The 23,402-nt window shown below is 71.5% G+C and carries 22 protein-coding genes and 1 riboswitch; of the genes, 12 read left to right on the forward strand and 10 right to left on the reverse strand.

Annotated elements, in window-relative coordinates:
- Positions 1–123: 123 nt before the first annotated feature.
- The 3 genes from OG906_RS11510 to OG906_RS11520 all read left to right on the forward strand — a co-directional run bounded on the left by OG906_RS11510 (position 124) and on the right by OG906_RS11520 (position 2,780).
- Entirely contained in the window at positions 124–1,506 is a 1,383-nt protein-coding gene (locus tag OG906_RS11510) for an L-serine ammonia-lyase (RefSeq protein WP_267800482.1), read from the forward strand.
- Between the two features lie 231 nt (positions 1,507–1,737).
- Entirely contained in the window at positions 1,738–2,145 is a 408-nt protein-coding gene (locus OG906_RS11515) for an SsgA family sporulation/cell division regulator (protein WP_267800481.1), read from the forward strand.
- A 131-nt stretch (positions 2,146–2,276) separates the two neighbouring features.
- Positions 2,277–2,780 (forward strand): AMIN-like domain-containing (lipo)protein, encoded by a 504-nt coding sequence (locus OG906_RS11520; protein ID WP_329442272.1) that lies wholly within the window; start codon positions 2,277–2,279, stop codon positions 2,778–2,780.
- Between the two features lie 81 nt (positions 2,781–2,861).
- Here OG906_RS11520 and OG906_RS11525 read toward each other — a convergent pair whose 3' ends face one another.
- A complete protein-coding gene (locus OG906_RS11525) occupies positions 2,862–3,575 on the reverse strand; it encodes a flavodoxin family protein (protein ID WP_329442273.1) in 714 nt (237 codons plus the stop codon).
- A 138-nt stretch (positions 3,576–3,713) separates the two neighbouring features.
- Positions 3,714–3,910, forward strand: a riboswitch (cobalamin riboswitch).
- A 29-nt stretch (positions 3,911–3,939) separates the two neighbouring features.
- Here OG906_RS11525 and OG906_RS11530 point away from each other — a divergent pair.
- The 5 genes from OG906_RS11530 to OG906_RS11550 all read left to right on the forward strand — a co-directional run bounded on the left by OG906_RS11530 (position 3,940) and on the right by OG906_RS11550 (position 7,229).
- Positions 3,940–4,644: an energy-coupling factor ABC transporter permease gene (locus OG906_RS11530; protein WP_329442275.1), complete on the forward strand. Its 705-nt coding sequence runs from the start codon at positions 3,940–3,942 to the stop codon at positions 4,642–4,644.
- A complete protein-coding gene (locus OG906_RS11535) occupies positions 4,641–4,982 on the forward strand; it encodes an energy-coupling factor ABC transporter substrate-binding protein (protein ID WP_329442277.1) in 342 nt (113 codons plus the stop codon). Before OG906_RS11530 ends, OG906_RS11535 begins: the two co-directional genes overlap by 4 nt.
- A 3-nt stretch (positions 4,983–4,985) precedes the next feature.
- Positions 4,986–5,735 carry a cobalt ECF transporter T component CbiQ gene (cbiQ, locus tag OG906_RS11540; RefSeq protein WP_329442279.1) on the forward strand — a complete coding sequence of 250 codons (750 nt, stop codon included), beginning with the start codon at positions 4,986–4,988 and terminating at the stop codon, positions 5,733–5,735.
- Positions 5,732–6,553, forward strand: a complete 822-nt coding sequence (locus tag OG906_RS11545) for an energy-coupling factor ABC transporter ATP-binding protein (RefSeq protein WP_267800475.1) — start codon at positions 5,732–5,734, stop codon at positions 6,551–6,553. Before cbiQ ends, OG906_RS11545 begins: the two co-directional genes overlap by 4 nt.
- 91 nt (positions 6,554–6,644) lie before the next feature.
- Complete coding sequence (locus OG906_RS11550; protein WP_329442281.1) at positions 6,645–7,229, forward strand: PadR family transcriptional regulator; 585 nt, start codon at positions 6,645–6,647, stop codon at positions 7,227–7,229.
- Positions 7,230–7,274: 45 nt separating this feature from the next.
- On the opposite strand, the gene OG906_RS11555 is transcribed toward OG906_RS11550, so the two are convergent.
- Complete coding sequence (locus OG906_RS11555) at positions 7,275–7,487, reverse strand: EF-hand domain-containing protein (protein WP_053677573.1); 213 nt, start codon at positions 7,485–7,487, stop codon at positions 7,275–7,277.
- A gap of 253 nt (positions 7,488–7,740) precedes the next feature.
- On the opposite strand from OG906_RS11555, the gene OG906_RS11560 reads away from it, so the two are divergent.
- Entirely contained in the window at positions 7,741–8,526 is a 786-nt protein-coding gene (locus OG906_RS11560; RefSeq protein ID WP_329442283.1) for a tRNA-dependent cyclodipeptide synthase, read from the forward strand.
- Positions 8,507–9,751 carry a cytochrome P450 gene (locus OG906_RS11565; protein ID WP_329442285.1) on the forward strand — a complete coding sequence of 415 codons (1,245 nt, stop codon included), beginning with the start codon at positions 8,507–8,509 and terminating at the stop codon, positions 9,749–9,751. Before OG906_RS11560 ends, OG906_RS11565 begins: the two co-directional genes overlap by 20 nt.
- Before the next feature lie 143 nt (positions 9,752–9,894).
- Here OG906_RS11565 and OG906_RS11570 read toward each other — a convergent pair whose 3' ends face one another.
- The 8 genes from OG906_RS11570 to OG906_RS11605 all read right to left on the reverse strand — a co-directional run bounded on the left by OG906_RS11570 (position 9,895) and on the right by OG906_RS11605 (position 19,572).
- Entirely contained in the window at positions 9,895–11,082 is a 1,188-nt protein-coding gene (locus OG906_RS11570) for a YncE family protein (RefSeq protein ID WP_329442287.1), read from the reverse strand.
- Positions 11,079–11,876: a polysaccharide deacetylase family protein gene (locus OG906_RS11575; RefSeq protein ID WP_329442289.1), complete on the reverse strand. Its 798-nt coding sequence runs from the start codon at positions 11,874–11,876 to the stop codon at positions 11,079–11,081. The genes OG906_RS11570 and OG906_RS11575 overlap by 4 nt, the downstream gene beginning before the upstream one ends.
- A 397-nt stretch (positions 11,877–12,273) precedes the next feature.
- Positions 12,274–12,777 (reverse strand): ATP-binding protein, encoded by a 504-nt coding sequence (locus OG906_RS11580; RefSeq protein ID WP_329442291.1) that lies wholly within the window; start codon positions 12,775–12,777, stop codon positions 12,274–12,276.
- 263 nt (positions 12,778–13,040) lie between these two features.
- Positions 13,041–13,808 (reverse strand): enoyl-CoA hydratase/isomerase family protein, encoded by a 768-nt coding sequence (locus OG906_RS11585; protein WP_267825735.1) that lies wholly within the window; start codon positions 13,806–13,808, stop codon positions 13,041–13,043.
- Between the two features lie 86 nt (positions 13,809–13,894).
- Positions 13,895–15,136: a L,D-transpeptidase gene (locus OG906_RS11590; RefSeq protein WP_385635671.1), complete on the reverse strand. Its 1,242-nt coding sequence runs from the start codon at positions 15,134–15,136 to the stop codon at positions 13,895–13,897.
- Positions 15,137–15,248: 112 nt separating this feature from the next.
- Positions 15,249–15,998 (reverse strand): L,D-transpeptidase, encoded by a 750-nt coding sequence (locus OG906_RS11595; protein WP_329442294.1) that lies wholly within the window; start codon positions 15,996–15,998, stop codon positions 15,249–15,251.
- 135 nt (positions 15,999–16,133) lie between these two features.
- On the reverse strand, positions 16,134–18,251 hold the full coding sequence (locus OG906_RS11600) for a choice-of-anchor A family protein (protein ID WP_329442295.1): 2,118 nt from the start codon (positions 18,249–18,251) through the stop codon (positions 16,134–16,136).
- Between the two features lie 133 nt (positions 18,252–18,384).
- Positions 18,385–19,572: a L,D-transpeptidase gene (locus OG906_RS11605; protein ID WP_329448000.1), complete on the reverse strand. Its 1,188-nt coding sequence runs from the start codon at positions 19,570–19,572 to the stop codon at positions 18,385–18,387.
- A 372-nt stretch (positions 19,573–19,944) separates the two neighbouring features.
- Here OG906_RS11605 and glgX point away from each other — a divergent pair, with 372 nt between their 5' ends.
- Together glgX and OG906_RS11615 are read left to right on the forward strand one after the other, a co-directional pair.
- Entirely contained in the window at positions 19,945–22,107 is a 2,163-nt protein-coding gene (glgX, locus tag OG906_RS11610) for a glycogen debranching protein GlgX (protein WP_329448001.1), read from the forward strand.
- 77 nt (positions 22,108–22,184) lie between these two features.
- On the forward strand, positions 22,185–23,384 hold the full coding sequence (locus OG906_RS11615) for an MFS transporter (protein WP_329442297.1): 1,200 nt from the start codon (positions 22,185–22,187) through the stop codon (positions 23,382–23,384).
- The last annotated feature ends 18 nt before the right edge of the window (positions 23,385–23,402 follow it).

A 23,402-nucleotide genomic window follows, 5' to 3' on the forward strand; every position in this document is an offset into this window, starting at 1 on the left:
GCAACCCTTCCGCCAGCCGGCTTGTTCACCTCCTCGCGTTAAGCTCGGCTGCCGGACAAAATCCGACCAATCCGCCTCTCCTGCCCCCTCCCACCCCACGAGCAGACAAGGGAGTCCGCCACCGTGGCCATCTCCGTCTTCGATCTCTTCTCCATCGGCATCGGCCCCTCCTCCTCCCACACGGTCGGCCCGATGCGGGCGGCGCGCATGTTCGTGACCCGCCTGAAGAAGGACGGTGTCCTCGCCCAGACCGCGTCCGTCCGCGCGGAACTCTTCGGCTCCCTCGGCGCTACCGGCCACGGCCACGGCACGCCCAAGGCCGTCCTCCTGGGGCTGGAGGGGCACTCCCCCCGCACGGTGAACGTCGAGACGGCGGACGCCGAGGTGGAGCGCATCCGCCAGAGCGGCCGGCTGCGGCTGCTCGGCGCCGAGATAGGCGAGGCCCACGAGATCGCCTTCGACGAGCCGAACCAGCTGATCCTGCACCGTCGGCGCTCGCTGCCCTACCACGCGAACGGCATGACGCTCTTCGCGTACGACGCCTCCGGCACCCCGCTGCTGGAGAAGACGTACTACTCGGTGGGCGGCGGCTTCGTGGTGGACGAGGACGCGGTCGGCGAGGACCGGATCAAGCTCGACGACACGGTGTTGAAGTACTCCTTCCGCTCCGGTGACGAGATGCTGCGGCTGGCGAACGAGAACGGCCTGTCCATCTCGTCCCTGATGCTGGAGAACGAGAAGGCCTGGCGCACCGAGGAGGAGATCCGCGCGGGCCTCCTGGAGATCTGGCGGGTCATGCAGGCCTGCGTGTCGCGCGGCATGTCCCGCGAGGGCATCCTTCCGGGCGGTCTGCGCGTCAAGCGCCGCGCCGCGGGCACCGCCCGCCAGCTGCGCGCCGAGGGCGACCCGCAGGCGCACGCCATGGAGTGGGCGACGCTGTACGCGATGGCCGTCAACGAGGAGAACGCGGCGGGCGGCCGGGTCGTCACCGCCCCCACCAACGGCGCCGCGGGCATCATCCCGGCGGTCCTGCACTACTACATGAACTTCGTGCCGGGGGCCGACGAGGACGGCGTGGTGCGCTTCCTCCTCGCGGCGGGCGCGATCGGCATGCTCTTCAAGGAGAACGCCTCGATCTCCGGCGCCGAGGTCGGCTGCCAGGGCGAGGTCGGCTCGGCCTGCTCGATGGCGGCCGGCGCCCTCGCCGAGGTGCTGGGCGGCACCCCCGAGCAGGTGGAGAACGCCGCCGAGATCGGCATGGAGCACAACCTCGGCCTCACCTGTGACCCGGTCGGCGGGCTCGTGCAGATCCCGTGCATCGAGCGCAACGGCATGGCGGCCGTCAAGGCGGTCACCGCCGCCAAGATGGCGATGCGCGGCGACGGCACCCACAAGGTCTCCCTCGACAAGGTCATCAAGACCATGAAGGAGACCGGCGCCGACATGAAGGTCAAGTACAAGGAGACCGCTCGCGGCGGTCTCGCGGTCAACGTCATCGAATGCTGACCTGAGCGTCCGCCCGCCGCCGCGCGCGGCGGGCCCGTCGGGCCCGTCCTCCCCCGAGGGCGGGCTTCCGCGCGTCCGGAGGGGGGCGGGGAAGGCCCGGAGCCGGCGCAAGACGGGCCGAGCGGCCCGTCCGGGTCGGGACCTTGGACCCGCGGATGCGGGGAAGGCGTGGGGTTAGCCTGCCCGAGGGGAAGGAAACACCCCCGCCGACAGAGAGGCGCACCCCCCACCATGACGATCACGGAGCACCGCGTCCTCCCCCTCCGCCTGGAGGCCGCGCCCACCCGCATCCCGGTGCGGGGGACGTTCGTGTACCGCACCGACCGGCCCTACGAGATCACGCTCGACTTCGAGGGCGCCGGGGTGCACATCGCCCGCTGGGTGTTCTCCCGCGAGCTGCTGCTCGACGGGCAGACCTGCGCCACGGGCGAGGGAGACATACAGGTGTGGCCGCGCTGGAAGGCCACCGAGCCGCGGATCTTCCTGGCGTTCAGCAACGGCGAGCAGGGGTGTGTGGTGTCCGCCCGCGCGAAGGACGTACGGGCCCTGTGCCGCCGGCTCGTGGAACTGGTGCCGCGCGGGCAGGAACGACGGCACTACGACCTGGACGCGGAACTGAGCGCGCTGCTGCCCGGCTGACGGCGCGGCTCGCGGCCCCGCCGCCCGCCCCCGCGCGGGCTGGTGCCCGATCCGGTGCAACCATGGGCGCCCCGGGAGTGTCTTCTGCTGTGACACCACTGTCCCCGTCTCTGAAGAATCGGGGGGACGTCATGCGTCCACTACGTCGCCGTCAGGTCACCGCACTCGTCACGGGCACGCTGCTCGCCGCCGGGATCGGCCTCGCCGCTCCGGCCTCGGCCGCCACCCGCACCCTGTCCACCACGCTGGTCACCAATGCCCGCTTCGGCGGTCACTGCACCTTCGACCGGCTCGTCGTCGACCTCCAGGGATCCGCTCCCCCGGTCACCGTCACACCCGTTTCCCAACTGGTCTACGACGGGTCCGGCAAGCCCGTGCCGCTGGCCGGGAAGTTCTTCCTGGAGATCCGGCTGCACCCGGCGGCCGGGCACACCGACGCCGGCCAGAACGTCTACCAGGGCCCCCGCCTACAGAAGATCAACCTGCCCAAACTCAAGGGCATGGCCTACACCGGCGACTACGAGGGGTACGTGACCTTCGGCACCGCCTTCGACACCAAGCCCACCTACAAGACCAGTGTGCTGCACGCGCCGGAGCGGCTCGTCGTCGACTTCCCGCACCCGGCGGCCTGCTGAACCGTCGCCCGGCGCACGGTTCGAACGGTCGAGGGGCCCGGGGCGTGCGCCGCCCCGGGCCCCTCGCGTCCGGTCACAGCACTAGCGGTGTTCCGGGTTGGGGAAGTCGAAACGGCACCCCGCGTCCCACTCCGAGCGCTGGTTGCCGTGTGCGGGCATGCCGCCGGCCCGTTTGAGCAGGGCGGCCAGGTGCATCAGGTTCCACGTCATGAACGTGGTGTTCCGGTTGGTGAAGTCGTTCTCCGGGCCGCCCGACCCCGGGTCGAGGTACGAGGGGCCGGGCCCGGCCTCGCCGATCCAGCCCGCGTCGGCCTGCGGCGGGATCGCGTAGCCGAGGTGCTGGAGGCTGTAGAGGACGTTCATGGCGCAGTGTTTGACGCCGTCCTCGTTGCCGGTGATCAGCGCGCCGCCGACCCTGCCGTAGTAGGCGTACTGGCCCCGGTCGTTCAGGATCGAGGAGCAGGCGTAGAGCCGCTCGATGACCTGCTTCATCACGGAGCTGTTGTCGCCGAGCCAGATCGGCCCGCACAGCACGAGGATGTCGGCGTCCATGATCTGGCTGTAGAGGACCGGCCACTGGTCGCTCTCCCAGCCGTGCTCGGTCATGTCGGGCCAGACACCGGTGGCGATGTCGTGGTCGACGGCCCGGATCAGTGAGGTCCGGGCGCCGGCCGCCTCCATCACCGCACGGCTCCTGCTGATCAGCCCCTCGGTGTTGCTGGTCTCGGGCGAGCGCTTGAGCGTGCAGTTCACGTAGACGGCGCTGAGGTCTGAGTAGTCGTGTTCGTCGGCCACTCCCCCAGCCTGCGCAGGCCGGGACGGGTGCGCCAGCGGGCCGCGCCCGTCCGGGGGCCATCCGGATCGGCCCTGGTCGGAGCGGGTGGACGGGGGTCGCGGGAGCGGGGTCGGGTTGTTACGGGTCCGCACGGCCGACTAGGGTCAGCGGGCCTTGGTGTTCGGGAAACCGGTGAAAAACCGGTGCGGCCCTCGCCACTGTGATCGGGAAGTCCGGCTCCACTCCCCTGCGGGAAGCCACTGGGCCCGCGCGGGAGACCGCACGGCCCCGGGAAGGCGGAGTCAGGGCATCAGTACCCGTGAGCCAGGAGACCGGCCAGGGCACGTCGTCCATCCACGAGGTGCTGGAGAGGTCTCCTTACTCATGCATATAGCCGAGGGGTTTCTGCCCCCCTTGCACGCGGTCGCCTGGGGCGCCGCGTCCGCTCCCTTTGTCGTACACGGTGTGCGCGCCCTCACCCGCGAGGTGAAGGCCAACCCCGAGAGCACCCTGCTGCTCGGCGCGTCCGGTGCGTTCACTTTCGTCCTGTCCGCCCTGAAGATCCCTTCGGTGACGGGCAGTTGCTCCCACCCCACCGGCACCGGACTCGGGGCGATCCTGTTCCGGCCGCCGATCATGGCGGTGCTCGGCACGATCACCCTGCTCTTCCAGGCGCTGCTGCTGGCGCACGGCGGCCTGACCACGCTCGGCGCGAACGTCTTCTCCATGGCGATCGCGGGACCCTGGGCCGGTTACGGGGTCTACCGGCTACTCAAGAGGTTCGACCTGCCGCTGATGGTGACCGTCTTCTTCGGCGCGTTCTTCGCCGACCTCGTCACCTACTGCGTGACCAGCGTCCAGTTGGCGCTGGCCTTCCCCGACCCGGGCACCGGCTTCCCGGGGGCGCTCGCCAAGTTCGGCGGCATCTTCGCCGTCACCCAGATCCCGCTGGCCGTCAGCGAGGGTCTGCTGACCGTCCTCGTGATGCGGCTGCTGATGCAGTCGAGCAAGTCGGACCTGGTCCGGCTGGGGGTCGCGAAGCTGACGGCCCGTACCGGGAACAAGCAGGAGGAGGCGGTGGTCCGATGACCAGGAACGCGAAGATCAACCTGGTGCTGCTGCTCCTGGTGGCGGCGCTGGCCGTGCTCCCGCTCGCGCTGGGTCTGGGCGAGGGCAAGGAGGAGCCGTTCGCGGGCGCCGACGCGCAGGCGGAGGCGGCCATCACCGAGCTGAAGCCGGACTACGAGCCGTGGTTCTCGCCGCTGTACGAGCCCCCGTCCGGGGAGATCGAGTCGGCCCTGTTCGCCCTTCAGGCGGCGCTGGGAGCGGGCGTGCTCGCGTACTACTTCGGCGTCCGCAAGGGCCGGCGTCAGGGCCTCGCCCAGGCCGGCGCGACCGGTGGCCCGGCGGGCCCCGCGGAGTCGTAGGCGGTGCTGCCGATCGACGTGGCGGCGCACGGCAGCCGCTGGCGCCGTCGTCATCCGCTGGAGAAGGCCCTGTTGGGGCTCGGGCTGACGGTCACGGCCGTCGCCCTGCCGCCCTGGCCCGGGGGGCCGCTCGTCGCGGCGGCCACCCTGGTGGTGCTGCTCGGGCCCGCCGGGGTGGCCGGGCGCCAACTGTGGCGGGCCTTCCGGATCCCGCTCGGCTTCTGCTTCACCGGGGCGCTCCCGCTGCTGTTCGCGGTGGGCGGCCCGGCGGGGCTGGTGTCGTGGGCCCCCGACGGGCCCCGGCACGCGGCCGAGCTGCTGTTGCGCACCTCCGCGGCCTCCCTCGGGGTGCTGCTGTTCGCCTTCACCACCCCGGTGTCGGACGTCCTGCCCCGGCTCGTGCGGGCCGGGGTGCCGGCGCCGGTGGTGGACGTGGCCCTGGTCATGTACCGGATCGGCTTCCTGCTGCTGGACTCGATGGCGCAGGTCCGCCGCGCCCAGGCGGCCCGGCTCGGACACACGGGCCGGGCGGCGGTGTGGCGTTCGCTGGCCGGGCTGGCGGCGACCTCGTTCGTCCGGGCCTTCGACCGCGCCGCGCGGCTCCAGGAGGGGCTGGCGGGGCGCGGCTACGACGGCGCGCTGCGGGTGCTGGTGCCGCAGGCCACGCTGTCGTGGCGGTTCCTGGCCGCGTCGGGGGCGCTGCTGGCGGCCCTGATCACCGTGACTCTCACCCTGAAGGGGCTGTACCTGTGAACCCGTTGGTGGAACTGGCCGGCGCGGGCTACGCGTACGAGGACGGGCCCGCGGTCCTCTCCGGCGTGGACTTCGGCATCGTCGAGGGCCGGGCGCTGGTCCTGTTGGGCCGCAACGGCAGCGGCAAGACCACCCTGATGCGGTTGCTCAGCGGGGGGCTGCGGCCGGGTTCGGGCTCGCTGCGGCTCGACGGCGCGGTGGTGACGCACGACCGGGCGGGGCTGACCCGGCTGCGCAGGGCGGTGCAGTTGGTGGTGCAGGACCCGGACGACCAGTTGTTCGCCGCCTCGGTGGAGCAGGACGTGTCCTTCGGTCCGATGAACATGGGCCTGGAGCCCGGCGAGGTGCGGGGCCGGGTGGACTCGGCGCTCGCCGCCCTGGACATCACGGCGCTGCGGGACCGGCCGACGCACCTGCTGTCGTACGGGCAGCGCAAGCGCGCGGCCATCGCGGGCGCGGTGGCGATGGCCCCGCGCGTGCTGATCCTGGACGAACCGACGGCCGGGTTGGACCCGGACGGGCAGGAGCGGCTGTTGGACGTCCTGGCGGGGCTGCGCGCGGCCGGGACCACGGTGGTGATGGCCACGCACGACGTCGACCTGGCGGTTCGCTGGGCCGACGACGCGGCGGTCCTCACCCCGACGGGCGTCCGTGTCGGGCCGGCCGCGGAACTCCTCTCGGACCCCGCGTTGTTGGCCTCGGCCGGGCTGCGTCAGGCGTGGTCCCCGACGGTCACGGCGCACCTGCGCGCCCACGGCCTGCTGGCCCCGGACGCCGCGGGCCCGAGGACCCCGGAGGCGCTGGCCGCGCTGGGGTGACCGTACGGGCGCCCCGACCTCGCCCGTGCGGCGGGCTCCGTCGGGGACGGGATCGCGGCGCCGGGATCGACCCCGAACCTAGGATGGCCGCATGTCGCTGCCGCACGCCATCCTCACCGCCCTGCTGGAGAAGCCTTCGTCGGGGCTGGAGCTGACCCGGCGGTTCGACAGGTCGATCGGGTACTTCTGGTCGGCCACGCACCAGCAGATCTACCGGGAGCTGGGCCGGCTGGAGGAGGCCGGGTTGATCAGGGCGTTGCCCGGCGAGGTGCCGGTGCGCGGGCAGCGCAAGGAGTACGAGGTGCTGCCCGCCGGCAGTGCGGAACTGGCCCGGTGGGTCGGCGAGAGCCAGGACCCGAAGGCCATCCGGGACCCGCTGCTGCTGCGGGTGCGGGCGGCGGGCGTGGTGGGGGCGCGGGGGCTCCGGGCGGAGCTGCGCCGTCACGTGGAGCTGCACCGGGGGCAGCTGGCGGAGTACGAGGCCATCGAGGCACGGGACTTCCCGCCGGGACGGGACTCCGACGAGGACCGGTTGCGCCGGCTGGTGCTGCGCGGTGGGATCGGTCTGGAGACCTTCTGGCTGCGCTGGCTGGAGGAGGCCCTGACCGAGGTCGAGGACATGGCTGCCGCGCAGGACGGGCCGGGGGCGCCCGAGGGGCCCGGGGGCACGGCCTGACCGCCTCCGGCCCCGGCAGGGGGTCGGAGGCGGCCGGGACGGGGACTACTTGTTCAGGGCGACCCAGAACTCGTCGAAGCTCAGCAGGCCGTCGCCGTTGCTGTCCTTGGACGCGACCACGGCGTCCGCGACCGCGCCGGTGACGAACGCGTCGCCCATGGCCTTCATGGCCGCGCTGTACTCGTCGGCCGTGACGAAGCCGTCGCCGTCCGCGTCGAACTTACGGAACGTCGCCCGCGCGCTCTCGATGTCCGCCACTGGGTCCACCCCTTCTTGGTGCTTGTTGACGGCTCAGGGTAGCGCCCGCCGGGGCGGGACTCCTCCCCGGGTCCCGTTCGGCCGGCAGAAAGAAATCCAATTACCACCCGGTAAGGCGGAAGCAATAATTCCGGCCAATAATTCCGGCCTGCACTTGTCACGCTCCGGCATCGCGGCATAACGTACCGACATTGCCGCCACACCAGGAGCGCAGGGCTCCCAGGGACAAGCGGCAACAAGGGCGATCACACAGGTGACGATCACAGCTGACGCATCATTCGAAGTTCTGCCCTTCACCCGCACCTGCCGCCATATCTGGGAAGACGGCGACCACGTGCTCATCGGAGTGAGTCCCGGAAACAGCTACTTCAGCTCCGAGCGCATCGGCGACCTCGCCCGGTGGGCCACGACCCGCTTCGCCCAAGTCGACTTCGTCTACGCGGACCTCCACGTCGACCGGATGTTCGCCGCCTTCGGTTACACCCCGGAGCACGCGGAGAAACGGGCCGCGAAAGAGATCAAGGCCGTTCGGCGGCGCATCCTCAAAGGCGTGGAGGAATCAGGGCCCCCACTCGCCGAGATTCGCGTGAGGGCACTTTCGGAGTTCCAGTCGAATCCCGTCTACCAACTCCTGCACCGACGCGTGCTCCATTTCCTGGACACCGACGAGGAATTCCGCAAGGGCTGCGAGGAAATGGCCCTTCATTTTGTCGGATCGAAGTTGCCGGAAGGTGAATCGATCACCGACGCACAGTTGCAGGTCTGTTTCGACTACATGGCGGCCGAACTGCCGTTCTTCGTGGACACCCCGAGCATTCTCGACGTCCCGTCCTCGGTGGCGGCCTACCACGTCAAGATGCCCCTGACCGATGTCCTCTTCGCGCGGGGCGGGGGCCTGCGCGCCACCCGCAACCAGGCGTACGCCGTCGTGCGCCCCGAGGCCGCGGCGGCCTCGATCCACACGCCGGCCGAGACGCCGGACACCACCTCGCACCACGTACCGACCGGAGGGACCGTCGATGACCGTCGAGCAGCTTGAGGGTCGGGAGGGCGGGGGCGCCGGGGACGCCCTCCTCGACTTCCCGCTCTCGCGACGTGGTGACGTGCTCCCGCAGGAGTGCGCCTGGCTGCGCGAGAAGGCGCCGGTCGCCAGGGTCCGCACCCTCACCGGGGACCCGGCCTGGCTGGTGAGCAGCTACGCGCTGGCCAAGCAGGTGCTGGAGGACGAGCGCTTCAGCCTCAAGGACACGGCGAACGCCGGCGTCCCCCGCCAGTACGCGCTCACGATCCCGCCCGAGGTCGTGAACAACATGGGCAACATCAACAGCGCCGGGCTGCGCAACGCGGTGATGAAGGCGCTCAACCCGCGCCAGAAGGGGCTTCAGGACTGGTTGCGCGCCACGGCCCGGGAGCTCGTCGACCGGATGGTGACCGAGGGCGGACCGGCCGACCTCCGGGCCGGTTTCGCGGACCCGTTCTCGGCGGCGCTGCACTGTCGGGTACTGGGAGTTCCCTTCGAGGACCGACGCCGGCTGATGTCGGGCCTGGACGTGGCGTTCATGACGGCGCGGGAGCCCTTCGCGGACTCGGCGCTCAACTGGTACAAGGACGTCGGCTACTTCGTCGAGCGGCTGGACGCGCAGCTCGCCCTGCCGGCCGAGGAGCGTACGGGGCTCCTCGGCCGGTTCGCCGGGTTGAAGGAGGCCGACCCCGAGTCGGCGCACCTGACCGACGACATGTTCGCGACGGTCGCCGTCTCGCTCTTCGGGGCGGGTGCGGTCTCCACCTCCGCGTTCCTGGTGCTCGCGGTCCTCGCACTGCTCCAGCGGCCGGAGCTGATCGGGTACCTGCGCGCGCATCCCGAGCGGATGGGCCCGGCGGTGGACGAACTCCTGCGCTGGAACCTGTCCGTGGGCGACGGCCTGCCGCGGATCGCCCTGGAGGACGTGCGGGTCGGCGACGTGTTGGTCGAGAAGGGCGAACTGGTCCTGGTCCTGCTGGAGGGCGCCAACTTCGACCCGGAGGCCTTCGAGAACCCCGACGTTCTGGACCTGGAGCGCGACGGCCCCCACGCCAACCTGGCCTTCGGGGCCGGCCGGCACTTCTGCCCGGCCTCCGCGCTGGGGCGGGCCCACGCCGAGATCGCGTTGGAGGTGCTGGTGGAGCGGTTGCCCGCACTGCGCCTCGCGGTCCCGGCCGAGAACCTCGTCTGGCGCACGGGCTTCATCAAGCGCCTGCCGGAGCGGCTTCCCGTCGCCTGGTAGGCCCGGTGGGGCCCTGCCCGACCGGGTGGACGGCGGCGTCCCGGGAGCTGTGCGAGCTCCCGGGACGCCGCCGTCCCGTCGCGCCGACCGTCGCCGTCGCGGCCCCGGCGGAACGCGGCGGGACCCGGAGGAGACGACAGGGCCTAGCGGAAGATCCCGGTGTGGCCGAGCGAGTAGCGGCCGGGCTGGGGGTAGACGGCGAGGCCGTGCGGGCCGCCGCCGACCGGGATGCGGGCCAGTTCCTTGCCGCTGGTGGTGTCGATCGCGTAGACCACGGAGTTGTAGCGGCCCGACAGCCACAGCACCTTGCCGTCGGCGGAGACCCCGCCCATGTCGGGGCTGCCGCCGTCCGGCAGTTCCCACTTCTTCGTCAGCTTGTTCTTGGGGAAGTCGAAGACGGAGATGGTGCCCTCGCCGCGGTTGGAGACGTACATCTCCTTGGAGTCGCGGCTGACGTACAGGCCGTGGCATCCCTTTCCGGTGGGCAGCAGCTTGGGGACGTCGAACTTGTCCCCGCTGAGCACCCACATGCCGTGCGCCATCATGTCCGCGACGTAGAAGGTCTTCCCGTCCGGGGAGATCTTCACGTCCTGCGGCATCGCGCCCTCGAACGGCAGCTTCTGCTGGCCGACGACCTCCATCTTCTCGGTGTCCACCTTGAGCAGTTCGCCGGAGAACTCGCAGCTCACGATGAAGTACCGGCCATCGGCCGAGAAGTCCGCGTGGTTGACGCCGAAGCAGGTCACGGGGACGGTCTTCACCCGGTTCATGGTGTGCGGATCGCGGAAGACCAGTTCACGGTCCATCGACGCCATCACGATCGCGTACTTCCCGTTGGGCGTGAAGTAGAGGTTGTACGGGTCGTGCACCTCGACGGGTTCACCGGCCTCGCCGGTGGCCGGATTGATCGGGGTGAGCGTGTGGCCCCGGTTGTTGTTGACCCACAGGGTCTTCATGTCCCAGGAGGGCACCACGTGTTGGGGCTGGGCGCCGACCGGGATGGTGTCGATGACCTTGTACGTCGCCGGGTCGATGACGGACACCGTGTTGGAGTTGGTGTTCGGTACGTAGACCCGGGACGGGAAGTCCTTGACCACCGGGGAGAGCCGGTTCGGGCGGTCCGCCGCGTACACGTCCTTGGGGTCGAGCACCGGCGGCATGCCCGGCAGTCCGGGCGGCACCGCCGGCACGGCCTTGACCGGCCGGGCGGGTCCTTTGGAGCCGAGCGCCTCGGTCGCGCTCCCTCCACCGGAACCGCAGCCGGCCAGGGCAGCGAGAACCAGTCCGGCGAGCAGCGCGGTGGCCTTCCGGGGAAGGCGGTTCGTGGTCATGGGGTCAGCAGCTCCGTGGTGGTCACCGCGCGCAGCTTGCGGCGCGCGAGTTCTTCGAGGAGGGGCGGCATCGCGTCGACCGTGTCCGCGTAGCCGAAGTGCAGGCTCACCACCGATCCGCCGTGGATCGTCCCGGTGACGTTGCGGATGACGGCCGCGGCGCCGGGCGAGGTGAAGTCGAGGGAGTCCACGTCGTAGGACAGGACGTGCGGGTAGCCCGCCCGTTGGGCGAGGGTCCGGACGAGCGGGCTCGCGTACCGGGTCTGCGAGGGGCGGAACCAGGTGCCGATCGAGCCGGTGAGGCGTTTGAGGCGCTGCGCGCAGCCGGTGATCTCGGCGAGCGCGTCGGCTTCGGACATGTCGTTGATCGCGAGGTGGCGTTGGGTGTGGTTGCCGAGTTCGTGGCCGCCGTCGAGGATCCGGCGGGCCATGTCCGGGTGGTCGTCGAGCCAGGTGCCGATCGCCAGTACGGTGACGCGCGCCCCGCCCTTCTCGGCCTCGGCGAGCACGGCGCGGGCGACGGCGGGGTCCCCGTTGCCGTGGAAGGTGAGGGCGACCCGGGGGCGGTCGCCGGGGCCGTGGGCGATCTCGACGGGCATGCCGGCGAACCGGCGGGGTGCGGGTGCGGCCGCGGCGGCGGGGGCCTTGGCGGGCACGGTGGCGGAGGGGGCGGTGGCCTTGTCGGGGGCGGTCGCCCGGGGCGGGGACGCGGTCCCGCAGGCGGTGGCGAGGGCGCCGACGGCGCCCGCCACACCGGCGCGAAGGGCGGATCGGCGGTCCGGGTAGCAGAGCACTTGCCCATTTAAGGGGTGGATGACCGAGATGGTAACGATTGACCCAATTCGGGACGTCGGTCATCGGGACGCCATCCGGGGTTCCGTCCGCTATGTGATCAACGATTCACTCAGAGCGGTCGATACTTATTCATTGATTACGAGGTGAGTGGCCCACCTCACCTAAGATTTAGGTGGAAACTCTTAGGATATGCACACTTATGTCCGTGTTGGGACTTTTGGCATTCGGCCGCTCGTCTGCCATAGTCGGAACCACGGCTTCCCTTTGACCCGAGCGAAGTCCCGCCGAGGATCACACCCCCTTCGATCCTCGGCACACCCATGAAACCCCCGCAGCGCCACATCACGGCGACAGGGGGTTTCTGGCGTTCCGGGCCAAGTGCGGAGAGGGCTGCCCCTAGCGGTCGGCCACCCGCATCTCGAACCAGGTGATCTTGCCGCGCGGCAGCAGATCGGCTCCCCAGCGGTCGGACAGTTTGTCGACGAGGAAGAGCCCGCGCCCCGTGGTGTCCATCTCGTGGACCGGCATCAGACAGGGCAGCCCGCGCGAGGGGTCACGCACCTCGATCCGGATCCACCCGCGGCGACGCAACATCCGTAAGCCGAAGGAGCGGGCCCCGGTGTGACGCACGGCGTTGCCGACGAGTTCGGAGACGAGCAGGACCGCGTGTTCGGCGATCTGCGGCGAGAGGCCCCAATAGCGGATCACCACCGACTGGGTGAGCCGGCGAGCGGTTCTCGCGGATTCGGGCATGGACGGCAACGTCACCTCCGCCTCCGCCGGATTCTCGAACAACTCCGGCACCTTGAGGCCCTGTTCGTCCTCAAGAGCAGCCGTGAGCCGTACGGCGGAAGCGCTGCTGCGCTGCCGCGGCTGTTCCACACCCTCCAGGCCCGCCATGAACCCATCATGGACGGCGCGAGCGCCGCTCCGGGCCGTTCCTCGGGAAAACACCCCCCGGAATGGTTGATTCCGAAGGGGTGTCCCGGCATATGCAACAGGCAAAAGAGGAGTCTCGGCGCCGAGGTGACCTGCGATGACGCAGCGCCCGGAGTCGATCACCCTCGGTGGCCCATGAGGTCGCCTTAAGCCTGTCTTAAGGCCTGGCTAATCCACCCACAGGGAGGACTGCCCGAGGCCTCCCGTGTGGACGTCCCTTGTGGCTAGAGGAACTTGGCCTTGCCCGGGCCCTCCTCCACGAAGCTGCGCATGCCCCGCTCGCGGTCCTCGGTGGCGAACAGGCCCGCGAACCAGTTCCGTTCGATGGTCAGTCCGGTGTCGATGTCCGCCTCCAGGCCGGCGTCGACACACTCCTTGGCGGCCCGCAGGGCGAGCGCGGGGCCCTGCGCCAGCTTCGCGGCCCAGGCGTGCGCCTGCTCGTACACCTCGGCGGCCGGCACGATCCGGTCGACCAGACCGAGGGCGAGCGCCTCCTCGGCCTTGACCATCCGGCCGGTGAAGATGAGGTCCTTGGCCTTGGACGGGCCGATCAGGCGGGACAGTCGCTGGGTGCCGCCCGCGCCCGGGATCAGGCCCAGCAGGATCTCGGGCTGCCCGAGCTTCGCGTTGTCGGCGGCGATCCGGTAGTCGGCGCAGAGCGCGAGCTCGCAACCGCCGCCCAGGGCGTAGCCGGTGACGGCCGCCACGACGGGCTTGGGGATCCGGGCGACGGCCGTGAACGCGTCCTGCAGACCGCGGGACCGGGCGACCATCGCCGCGTGGTCCATGGTCTGCATCTCCTTGATGTCCGCGCCGGCGGCGAACACCTTCTCGCCGCCGTAGATGACGACCGTGCGGACGTCGGCCCGGTCGCCGGCTTCCACCGCGAGCTCGCGCAGCCGGTCCTGGGTGGCGATGTCCAGGGCGTTCATGGGCGGCCGGTCCAGGCGGATGGTGCCGACGCCTTCGGAGACTTCGAGAGAGAGGGTCATACGGGGAAGGTTAGTACCGGTTAACAGCGAGTGGCCCGGTGCCGTGGGTCACAGCGCCGGGCCACTCGATCACGTACGGGGTGGGGTTACTTGACCCACTCCGCCCAGTCCATGTTCCAGCCGTTGAGGCCGTTCTCCGGCGCGATCTCCTTGTCCTTGGAGTTCTTCACGACGATCACGTCACCGATGAGCGACTGGTCGAAGAACCAGGCGGCGGGCTGGTCGGGGTCGCCGGCGCCGCGGGCGTCGCGCAGACCGACACAACCGTGGCTGACGTTCTCCGAACCGAAGGTGGAGGAGGAGGCCCAGTAGTTGCCGTGGACGAAGGTGCCGGAGTTCGACAGGCGCATCGCGTGCGGCACGTCGGAGATGTCGTACTCGCCGCCGAAGCCGACGGTGGCGCCGTTCATCCGGGTCACCTTGTACTTCTCGCTGATGACCATCTGTCCGTTGTAGGTGGTCGTCGACGGGGCGCCGGCGGTGATCGGGAGGTTCTTCAGGACCTGGCCGTCACGGACGACCTCCATGGTGTGCGCGCTCGCGTCGACCGTGGAGACCTGGGAGCGACCGATGGTGAAGGAGAACGTGCGGGTCTGCTTGCCGTAGACGTTCTCCCGGCCCTCGACCCCGTCGAGGGCGAGCTTCACGGTGACCTTGGTGCCCGCGGCCCAGTACTTCTCCGGGCGGAAGTCGAGGCGGTCGTTGCCGAACCAGTGGCCCTCGATCGGGACGGAGGGCTCGGCGGTGACCGTGATCGCCTTCTCGACGGCCTCCGGGTTGGTGATGCCGCGGGTGAAGTTGATGGAGACGGGCATGCCCACGCCGACCGTGGAACCGTCCTCGGGGGTGTAGTGGCCGACGAAGGTGTTCTCCGGGGTCAGGGTGGTGAAGGTGGTGTCCTTGACCGACTCCCGGCCGGCCGTGTCCTTGGCCACCGCGTGCACCTTGTACTCGGTGGCGGAGGCCAGGTGGCGCTCGGGCTCCCAGTTCGCGCCGTCCGCGGTGAGCTTGCCCGCCACCGCGTTGCCCTTGGTGTCGGCGACCGTCACCGTCGCGAGCTTGCCACCGGTGCTGGATATCTTCAGGACGCCGCTGGTGGCGACTTCCTTGGCCCCGTCGTCCGGCTTGACGTTGACGACCGCCTTCGACGCCTCGGTGCCGGTCTTGCCGGCACCGCCCCCGCCGTTGTCGTCTCCGCCGCTGCCCCCGCCGTTGCCGCCACCGCTGCACGCGGTGGTGAGCAGCAGGGCCGCTCCCAGCAGTAGGGCCGGCAGGCCGGTGCGGACTCGACCGCGAATCGGCTGCAGGTTCACTCGTGTTCTCCCCATGTCCCCCGCGCACGGACAGTCGCGCGCTTGTCGACAGGAAATCACACGGGAAGAACACGAAAAGATACGGTCTTGTCACCGTTCGGTCCCAAGCACGGGGACGGTCCCGGAGTCAGTCGTCCGTACCGGGTTTGGTCCCCCAGACGTAGACGGCGTCGCCCTCCGCCAGCAGGTTCCACAGGCGTTCGGCGTCGGGCACCGAGAGGTTGACGCAGCCCGCCGAACCGCCGTGCGCGTAGAGGTCGCCTGGGCGGCCGTGCAGGGCCTGGCCCCCGTCGAAGAACTGGGCGTACGGCATGGGCGCGTTGTCGTAGAGCGTGGACTCGTGGTCCTTGCTGCGCCAGTACACCTCGTGCCAACCGGGCCGGGTCTCCTGGTCGTCGCGGCCGGTGCGGATGGGCACGGGCGCGAAGACGACAGGCTCCCCGCGCTGTACCCACAGGAGTTGGCGTTCCAGGTCCACACAGGTCACCCGATGCGTGCGGACCGGGCAGGAGCCGTCGGCATTGGCGTTCTCGCGGGCGTTCACGGCGACCATCGTGCGGTGCGTGACGAGGCCGGCGTAGCCGTCGGCGGGGGTGACGCGGTGGGTCCGCTGGAAGGAGCGGACGGCGACGCAGTCGGCGGTGGACTGCACCCCGTCGACCGGGCGGCCCAGTCCGGCCTCCAACTCGCGCTGGTAGGGGCCGGTACCGGCGGTGCAGGCGGGTTCGGGCTCCGGGACCCGTCCGGCCGGGGCCGCGGCGGCGGTCGGGGCGAGGGCGCCCAGGGTCAGGGCCGCGGCCAGGGCGAGCGCCCCGCGTATCGCGGCTGTCCCGCGGGCCGGGCGGCCCGTCGCGGCGGTGGTGTCCCCTGGGGGCATGTGGACCTCCTCGCGCCCGCCGGTCGGGCACTCGCCGCCCAGCCAACCCGCTCCCGCCCGGTACGGCCGCCCGGGTGCGCCGGCGGGGTGAGGAGGTCACTCCGCCGGCGTACCCGGGCCGGGGTCGCGCGGGGTTCAGGCGCGCGGGCCCTTCGGGTCCTTGCCGTGGTCGTCCCGCTTGTTGTGCAGGGTGACCACGAGGCGGTGGTTCGGGGTCGTCCCGTCGAGGCGCAGCGGCCCGGTGACCCGGTTCCTCGGCAGGACGTAGCCCTCGGGGACGTCGGTCTCGACCAGGTAGTACGAGCCCTCGGAGAGCCGGTCGAAGTCGCAGATCCCCTCGCGGTCGGTGGCGCAGCCCGGCTTGACCCTGCGGTCGGCGTTGATGCCGCGGGTCTGGAGGCCCTCGGTGTTGTTGGTCTCCTTCCAGACCTCGAACACGGCGCCGCGCAGCGGTCGCCCGGTCTTGGCGTCCTTCTTCACGACGCGCAGGGTGCCGGGGTCCTCCTCGGGCTCCCTGGTGTTGGGGACGTTGACGACGATCCCTTCCGTCACGTCGTCCCCGTCCGGGGTGAAGGCCACCACCGGGTCCTCCGGCGGGTTGTAGCCGTCGGGGGCCGCCGTCTCGCGCCAGTAGTACGTCGGGCCGACGGGCAGGTACACCGTGCAGCTGCCGTCGGTGTCGGTCACGCACTCGCCGGGGAGCCTGGTGTCCGGGTCGGTTCCGCCGGTCTGCAGGCCCGTGCGGCCGTTGCTCTCGCGCCACAGGTCGAAGCGGCCGCCGGGCAGCGCGGCTCCGGTGGCGAGGTCGGACTTCCAGAGCACGACCTTGACGGTGGGCGCCGGCAGCCGCTCGTTGTCGACGGTGACCCGGACGCCGGCGTTCGCGTTGTCCGCGGTCAGCTCCAGCGGGAAGACCGGGTTCGGGGCGGGGCGGTAGCCGTCGGGGGCGACGCTCTCGCGCCAGTAGTACCGGCCGAGGTCCGTGGTGCGGGAGCAGATCCCGTTCTCGGGGGTGGTGCACTCGGTGACCCTGGTGTCGGCCTCCGCCCCGGTGGTCTGGAGGCCGGGCGTGTCGTTGGTCTCGCGCCACAGCTCGAACCGGGCGCCGGCGAGCGGGCGGCCCGTCTCGTCCCGCTTGAGCACGGACACCGCGCCGGTGGCCGGCGGCGGGGCGCAGTCGGGGAGGTCACCGTCGAAGGGGTAGGCGTGGAACTCCTGGCCGCCGCCACCGCCCTGGATGCCGGTGTGGGTGAGGTTGCCGGTGGTGAAGAAGCGGCCGTTCATGCCGGGCAGCGTGACGGTGGCCCGGGAACCCTGCTCGCCGATCAGCACGCTGCCCTGGAACTGGCCGCTGCCGTTCAGGTTGACCGTCGTGGCGTCCGGGAAGTTCCACAGCAGTCGGGTGCGCAGGGCGTTGAAGGTGTCGGCGCCGTCGGCGATGGTGCCGCTGTAGGTGTTGATCGTCCGGGTCGTGCCGAGGACGTTGACCAGGACGGTGGCCGTCGCCGGGATCCGGGCGAAGCGGATGCCGACGGCCCCGCCGTTGCGGCCGACCAGGTCGGCGTCGAGGTTGAAGACCTGGAGCGCGGAGCTGTCGTCGCCGGTGAAGACGAAGGTGCCGTCCCGGTTGACCACCGTGCCGGTCGCCGGGCGGGGGGTCGCGCCGACCCGGGCGTAGCACTTGCCGGCGGCGGTGAGGTCGTCCCGCAGGCCGGCGTAGGGGGCGACGGCGTTCGGGTCGGCGCGCAGGGTGCCGGTGACCGTGCCGGCGCCGGGGGCGGTGCCCGCGTGACGGACCACGCCGCCGTCGGAGATCAGTCGTTCGCCGGCGGCGATGTTCACGTTCCGGCCGGTGGTGAGGAAGTCCGAGCCGAGCGGCGGCTGGACCAGGGAGCCCGCGCCGACGATCCCGATGTTGTAGGCGGAGCTCGCCCCGGCCACCTTGTCCTGGTCGAAGCTGCCGAGGACCACCACCCGGCCCTCGGCCTCCGCGGCGCGCTCGCGCACGAGGAAGTCGCCGCCGACGAAGATGTTCACGGCGTTGTCGGTGCCGACGGGCCTGGTTCCGGTGCCGATCGGGGGGAACGGGTTCGGGCAGGTGCCCGGGACGCAGGGACCGAGCCCGCCCGGCAGGGGAGCCCGCAGGGCCCGTACCGGCTGCTCGCCGCCGGATCCCGCGGCGACGGCCGCGGGGGCGCCGGCGGTGAGCACGGCCCCGATCGCGAGGCCGAGAGTCCAGTTCCTTGCTGACATGACGCTCCGTCCGTTGCCTGCGCTGTTGGCTGACAGGCTGACGGCAGGCTCCGGCGAGCCGGATCGACGACACGATCCCGCTGCGGCCATCCGGTCCGACAATCACTCGATTGGTGCGACCGGGGCGGGTCGCTCAACGGGCGGCCGAGCCGGCGACCCAATCGGCCCAGGTCATGTTCCAGCCGCCCAGTCCGTTGCTGGGTGAGACCGTCTTGTCCTGCGAGTTCTCGACGACCACCACGTCCCCGACCAGGGTCCGGTCGAAGAACCAGCCCGCCGGAGTGTCCGAACCGCCGCCCTTGTCGTCGCGCAGACCCACGCAGCCGTGACTGACGTTGGTGCTGCCGAAGGTGTCGGGGCTGGCCCAGTAGTTGCCGTGCAGGAAGGTGCCCGAGTTGGTGAGCCGCATGGCGTGGGGCACGTCGGGGATGTCGTACTCGCCGCCGAAGCCGACGGTCTGACCGTTCATCCGGGTCACGTCGAACATCTCCATCACCACCATCTTGCCGTTGTAGGTGGTGTTCTTCGGAGCGCCCGCGGTGATCGGGACGGTGGACACCAGCTCCCCGCCCCGGCGGACCTCCATGGTGTGCGCGGCCGCGTCCACGGTGGAGATCTGCGAGCGACCGACGGTGAAGGTGACGGTCTTGTCCTGGATCCCGTACGAACCGGGCGCGCCCTCGACGTCGCGGAGGTTCATCTTCACGGTGACCTCGGTACCCGGCTTCCAGTACTCCTTGGGCCGGAAGTCCAGGCGGCCGTCCCCGAACCAGTGGCCGACGACCTCCACGGCGGGCCTGGAGGTGACGGTGATGGCCCGCTCCACCGCGGCGCGCTGCTTGATGGCGCGGTTGAAGTTGAAGGAGACGATCATGCCGGTGCCCACGGTGGAGCGGTTCTCGGGCTTGAAGTAGCCGATGAACCGCTCCTCGGGAACGTAGGTGGTGAAGGTGGTGTGCCGGGCCTGGCGGCGGTTGTGCCCGTCGAGGGCGACCGCGTCCACGGTGTACTTGGCGGCCAGCGAGAGCCGTCCGGCCGCCGGGTCCGGGCTCCAGCTGAGCCCGTCGGCGGCGATGGAGCCGGGGACCTGTTCCTGTTGGGCGTCCTCCACCTTGGTGACGACGACCCGTTCCAGCCGTCCTTCGGGGACGTTCACGACCAGCGGTCCGTCGGCCGGGACCCCCTTGGCGTTGTCCCCGGGGGTGATCCGGATGGCCTCGTCCGGCGACCGGGGTTTGCCGGGGAGCTGGATCTCGACCGGGGATCCGCCGTCCTTGGTGCAGCCGGTGAGCCCGCCCAGCAGGCCCGCCCATGCCGCCATGGCGGCCAAGCCCGCCCCTGCCCGCCTCGTCAGATGAGTCACGGACTGTCCAACGACCGGCCCCCTCCGGGGGAAACGTGGGCGCGGCCCACGTTCCGGGCGGGGCAGTACGGGCAGAACAGTGGGAAGGACCAGACGGGGGCGGACCCGGCCGGGACGCCGGGACCGCGCACTCCCCACCCCCGCAGGTACCGAGAGCCGTGGAGGCGGGCAGTGTCGAGCGCAGCCGAGCAAGAGGCGGTGGAAGCCGTCGAGGGTGACGTACGGCGCGGCGTGACCGCGCCCGTACCGCACCGCGCCGGGCAGTCGAACGGTCAGGCGAACGGTCGGACGAACGGCCAGGTCACAGCGCGGCCCGGCCATGCGTCACGGGTGTCCGCGCGCCCGGGGCCGGCGGTGTGGCCCGGTTCCTCGCACCCCTTGGGGGCGCGGTTCCGGACCGGGCCGGACGGGGTCGCGGGCACCAACTTCGCGCTGTGGGCGCAGGGCGCGGAGGCGGTGGAACTGTGCCTGTTCGACGAGTCCGGCACCGAGACCCGGTGCGCCCTGACGGAGCTCACGCACGAGATCTGGCACGGCTTCGTGCCGGGCGTGCGCCCCGGACAGCGGTACGGATTCCGGGTGCACGGGCGCTGGGACCCCTGGACGGGCGCCCGGTACAACCCGGCGAAGCTGCTCCTGGACCCGTACGCGCGGGCCGTGGACGGCGACTTCGGGCTGCCGCCCGAGGTGTACGGCCACGTCCGGGACTGGCCGCAGCAGTACATCGCGGACACCGTGCGCGACGACCGGGACTCGGCGCCGTCCGTGCCGAAGGGGGTCGTCGTCCACGACGACGACGACTGGGCGGACGACGTCCGGCCCAAGACGCCCTGGGCCGATTCGGTGATCTACGAGTTGCACGTGCGCGGCTTCACGATGCGCCATCCGGGCATCCCCGAGGAACTGCGCGGCACCTACGCCGGTCTGGCCCATCCGGCCGCGATCGAGCACCTGACCCGGCTCGGGGTGACGGCGGTGGAGCTGCTGCCGGTGCACCAGTTCGCGCACGAGGACCATCTGCTGCGCCGGAACCTGCGCAACTACTGGGGCTACAACTCGATCGGCTACTTCGCCCCGCACGCGGGCTACTCGTCGAGCGGGACGACCGGACAGCAGGTCGGCGAGTTCAAGCGGATGGTGAAGGCGCTGCACGCGGCCGGCATCGAGGTCATCCTCGACGTGGTCTACAACCACACGGCGGAGGCGGGCGAGCTGGGCCCGACGCTGTCCCTGCGCGGGATCGACAACCGGGGGTACTACCGGCTCCAGTCCGACCAGCGCCGGTACGCCGACTACACGGGCTGCGGGAACACCCTGCACGCCGGGCGCCCGCACGTGCTGCGGTTGATCACCGACTCGCTGCGGTACTGGGTGACGGAGATGGGCGTGGACGGCTTCCGCTTCGACCTGGCGGCGGCGCTGGCCCGCTCGATGCACGACGTGGACATGCTCTCGCCGTTCCTCGCGGTGATCGCCCAGGATCCGGTGCTGCGGCGGGTCAAGCTGATCGCGGAACCGTGGGACGTGGGGTCCGGCGGCTACCAGGTGGGCGCGTTCCCGCCGCTGTGGACGGAGTGGAACGACCGCTACCGGGACGCCGTCCGGGACTTCTGGCGGGGCGCGCTGCCCGACGTACGGGATCTCGGGTACCGGCTGTCGGGGTCCAGCGACCTGTACGCGTGGGGCGGGCGGCGGCCGTACGCCTCGGTGAACTTCGTGACCGCGCACGACGGGTTCACCCTGCGCGACCTGGTGAGTCACGAGCGCAAGCACAACGAGGCCAACGGCGAGGACGGGCGGGACGGGACCAACGACAACCGGTCGTGGAACTGCGGGGCGGAGGGCGAGAGCGACGACGCCCGGATCGGCGCGCTGCGGCGCCGGCAGCTGCGGAACCTGCTGACCACGCTGCTGCTGTCGACGGGCGTGCCGATGCTGGTGGCCGGTGACGAGTTCGGGCGCACGCAGGGCGGCAACAACAACGCGTACTGCCAGGACAACGAGACGAGCTGGGTGGACTGGTCGCTGCTGGAGGACCCGGTGTGGCGGGAGCTGTTCGCCCTGGCCACGCGGGTGCTGGCGCTGCGCCGGGAGCATCCGGTGCTGCGCCGGCGAGCGTTCTTCTCGGGGCGGGCGCAGGGCGCGGACGGGCTGCGGGACCTGGCCTGGTTCACCCCCGGCGGCAAGGAGATGACGGAGCGGGACTGGTACGCGCCGGCCGCCGCGCTGGGCCTGTACCTGTCCGGGCGCGACATTCCGGGGCGCGACGAGCGGGGTCGGCAGGTGACGGACGACAGTTTCCTGGCGCTGCTGCACGCCGGGGACCGGCCGGTGGAGTGGATGCTGCCGGGCGCGCCGTGGGCGGCGACGTACGAACTGGTGCTGGACACCTCGCGGGAGGAGCAGGGCGCGGCGCCCGCGACCCGCCACCGGGGCGGGGAGGCGCTGTCGGTCCCGGCGAGGTCGGTCCTGCTGCTGAGGGTGGTGGGCTGAGGGGCCGGGGGGCCGAGGGGGGGGTGGCGCCGCATGCGGGTGACGGCCTCCTCCCCGGCGAAATAGTGTCCGGTGTCATGACCCCGACGATCTGGCGACTGCTCATCGGGCGGTCCTTCGCCGCCTTCGCCACGGCCCTGATCCCCACCACCCTCACCCTCGCGGTGGTGCGCACCGGTTCGGCCGGCGATCTGGGCCTGGTGCTCGCCGCCGAGCTGCTCCCGATGCTGCTCCTGCTGCCCCTCGCGGGCGTGGTGGCCGACCGCCACCCCGCCCGGCGGGTGGTGCTCGCCTCCGACCTCGCACGCGCCGCCGCGCAACTGGGCACCGGTGCGCTGCTGCTGTCCGGCCCCGTACGGATCCCCGAGCTGGCGGCGCTGGCCGCCGCGACCGGGGTCGCCGTGGCCTTCGGCAACCCCTCCGCCCGGACGCTGGTGGCGGGCGTCGTCCCCGAGGAGGGCCGGCTGCGGGTCAACGCCCGGCTGGGGGTGGCCAACGCCCTCGCCCTGATGGCCGGACCCGCCGCCGCCGGCGCGATGGTGCTGCTCGTCGGTGCGGGCTGGTCCTCCCTGCTCACGAGCGCCCTGTTCGTCTGCTCCGCGCTCACCCTCGGCGGGCTGCACACCCCGGCGCCCGCCCGGAGCGCGGCGCGCGCCCACTTCCTCACGGAACTGCGGGCCGGTTGGACGGAGACCCGGCGGCACCCGTGGTTTCTGGCCAATGTCGTGGCCCACGGCGTCTGGCACCTCGCGGCCGGTCTGCTGCTCACCCTGGGACCGCTGATCGCCGTGCGGAGCCTGGGGGGCGAGGGCGCCTGGGTGGTCATCGCGCAACTGGGCACGGCCGGGATGCTCGTCGGGGTCTGGGTCGCCGGTCGGCTGCGCGTGGGCCGGCCGCTGGTCTGGGTGGCGGTCGCGTCCTCGCTCCAGGCCCTGCCGCTGACGGCCTTCGCCCTGCGGTCGCCGCTCGCGGTCACGGCGGCGGCCCTCTTCGTCGCCATGTTCGGCGTGGGGCTGCTGAGCCCCCTGTGGGAGACGGAGATCCAGCGCCGTGTCCCGCCGGAGACCCTGGGGCGGGTCGGTTCCTTCGACACCCTGATCTCGTTCGCCGCCCGACCGTTGGGCCTCGCGACGGCGGCGCCGCTCGCGGCGGTCGCCGGGACGGCGGTCCCGCTGCTGGTGGCGGCCGTGCTCACCGCCGCCGCGAACCTGTCCGTACTGCTGCTTCAGGACGTCCGGGCACATCCCGGGCGGAAGGCCGCACCCGCCCTGCGATGATGTGCCCTTCATACGTAC

The sequence above is a fragment of the Streptomyces sp. NBC_01426 genome (genome assembly GCF_036231985.1).
Taxonomy (GTDB): Bacteria; Actinomycetota; Actinomycetes; order Streptomycetales; family Streptomycetaceae; genus Streptomyces.

Bases quoted from the DNA above. Each gene is read 5' to 3' on its own strand.
- OG906_RS11515 (WP_267800481.1), top strand. From the start codon at position 1,738: ATGACGATCACGGAGCACCGCGTCCTCCCCCTCCGCCTGGAGGCCGCG.
- OG906_RS11580 (WP_329442291.1), bottom strand. From the start codon at position 12,777: ATGGCGGGCCTGGAGGGTGTGGAACAGCCGCGGCAGCGCAGCAGCGCT.
- OG906_RS11585 (WP_267825735.1), bottom strand. From the start codon at position 13,808: ATGACCCTCTCTCTCGAAGTCTCCGAAGGCGTCGGCACCATCCGCCTG.
- OG906_RS11535 (WP_329442277.1), top strand. From the start codon at position 4,641: ATGACCAGGAACGCGAAGATCAACCTGGTGCTGCTGCTCCTGGTGGCG.
- OG906_RS11520 (WP_329442272.1), top strand. From the start codon at position 2,277: ATGCGTCCACTACGTCGCCGTCAGGTCACCGCACTCGTCACGGGCACG.
- OG906_RS11615 (WP_329442297.1), top strand. From the start codon at position 22,185: ATGACCCCGACGATCTGGCGACTGCTCATCGGGCGGTCCTTCGCCGCC.
- OG906_RS11595 (WP_329442294.1), bottom strand. From the start codon at position 15,998: ATGCCCCCAGGGGACACCACCGCCGCGACGGGCCGCCCGGCCCGCGGG.
- OG906_RS11605 (WP_329448000.1), bottom strand. From the start codon at position 19,572: ATGGCGGCATGGGCGGGCCTGCTGGGCGGGCTCACCGGCTGCACCAAG.
- OG906_RS11530 (WP_329442275.1), top strand. From the start codon at position 3,940: ATGCATATAGCCGAGGGGTTTCTGCCCCCCTTGCACGCGGTCGCCTGG.
- OG906_RS11590 (WP_385635671.1), bottom strand. From the start codon at position 15,136: ATGGGGAGAACACGAGTGAACCTGCAGCCGATTCGCGGTCGAGTCCGC.
- OG906_RS11600 (WP_329442295.1), bottom strand. From the start codon at position 18,251: ATGTCAGCAAGGAACTGGACTCTCGGCCTCGCGATCGGGGCCGTGCTC.
- OG906_RS11565 (WP_329442285.1), top strand. From the start codon at position 8,507: ATGACCGTCGAGCAGCTTGAGGGTCGGGAGGGCGGGGGCGCCGGGGAC.
- OG906_RS11550 (WP_329442281.1), top strand. From the start codon at position 6,645: ATGTCGCTGCCGCACGCCATCCTCACCGCCCTGCTGGAGAAGCCTTCG.
- OG906_RS11570 (WP_329442287.1), bottom strand. From the start codon at position 11,082: ATGACCACGAACCGCCTTCCCCGGAAGGCCACCGCGCTGCTCGCCGGA.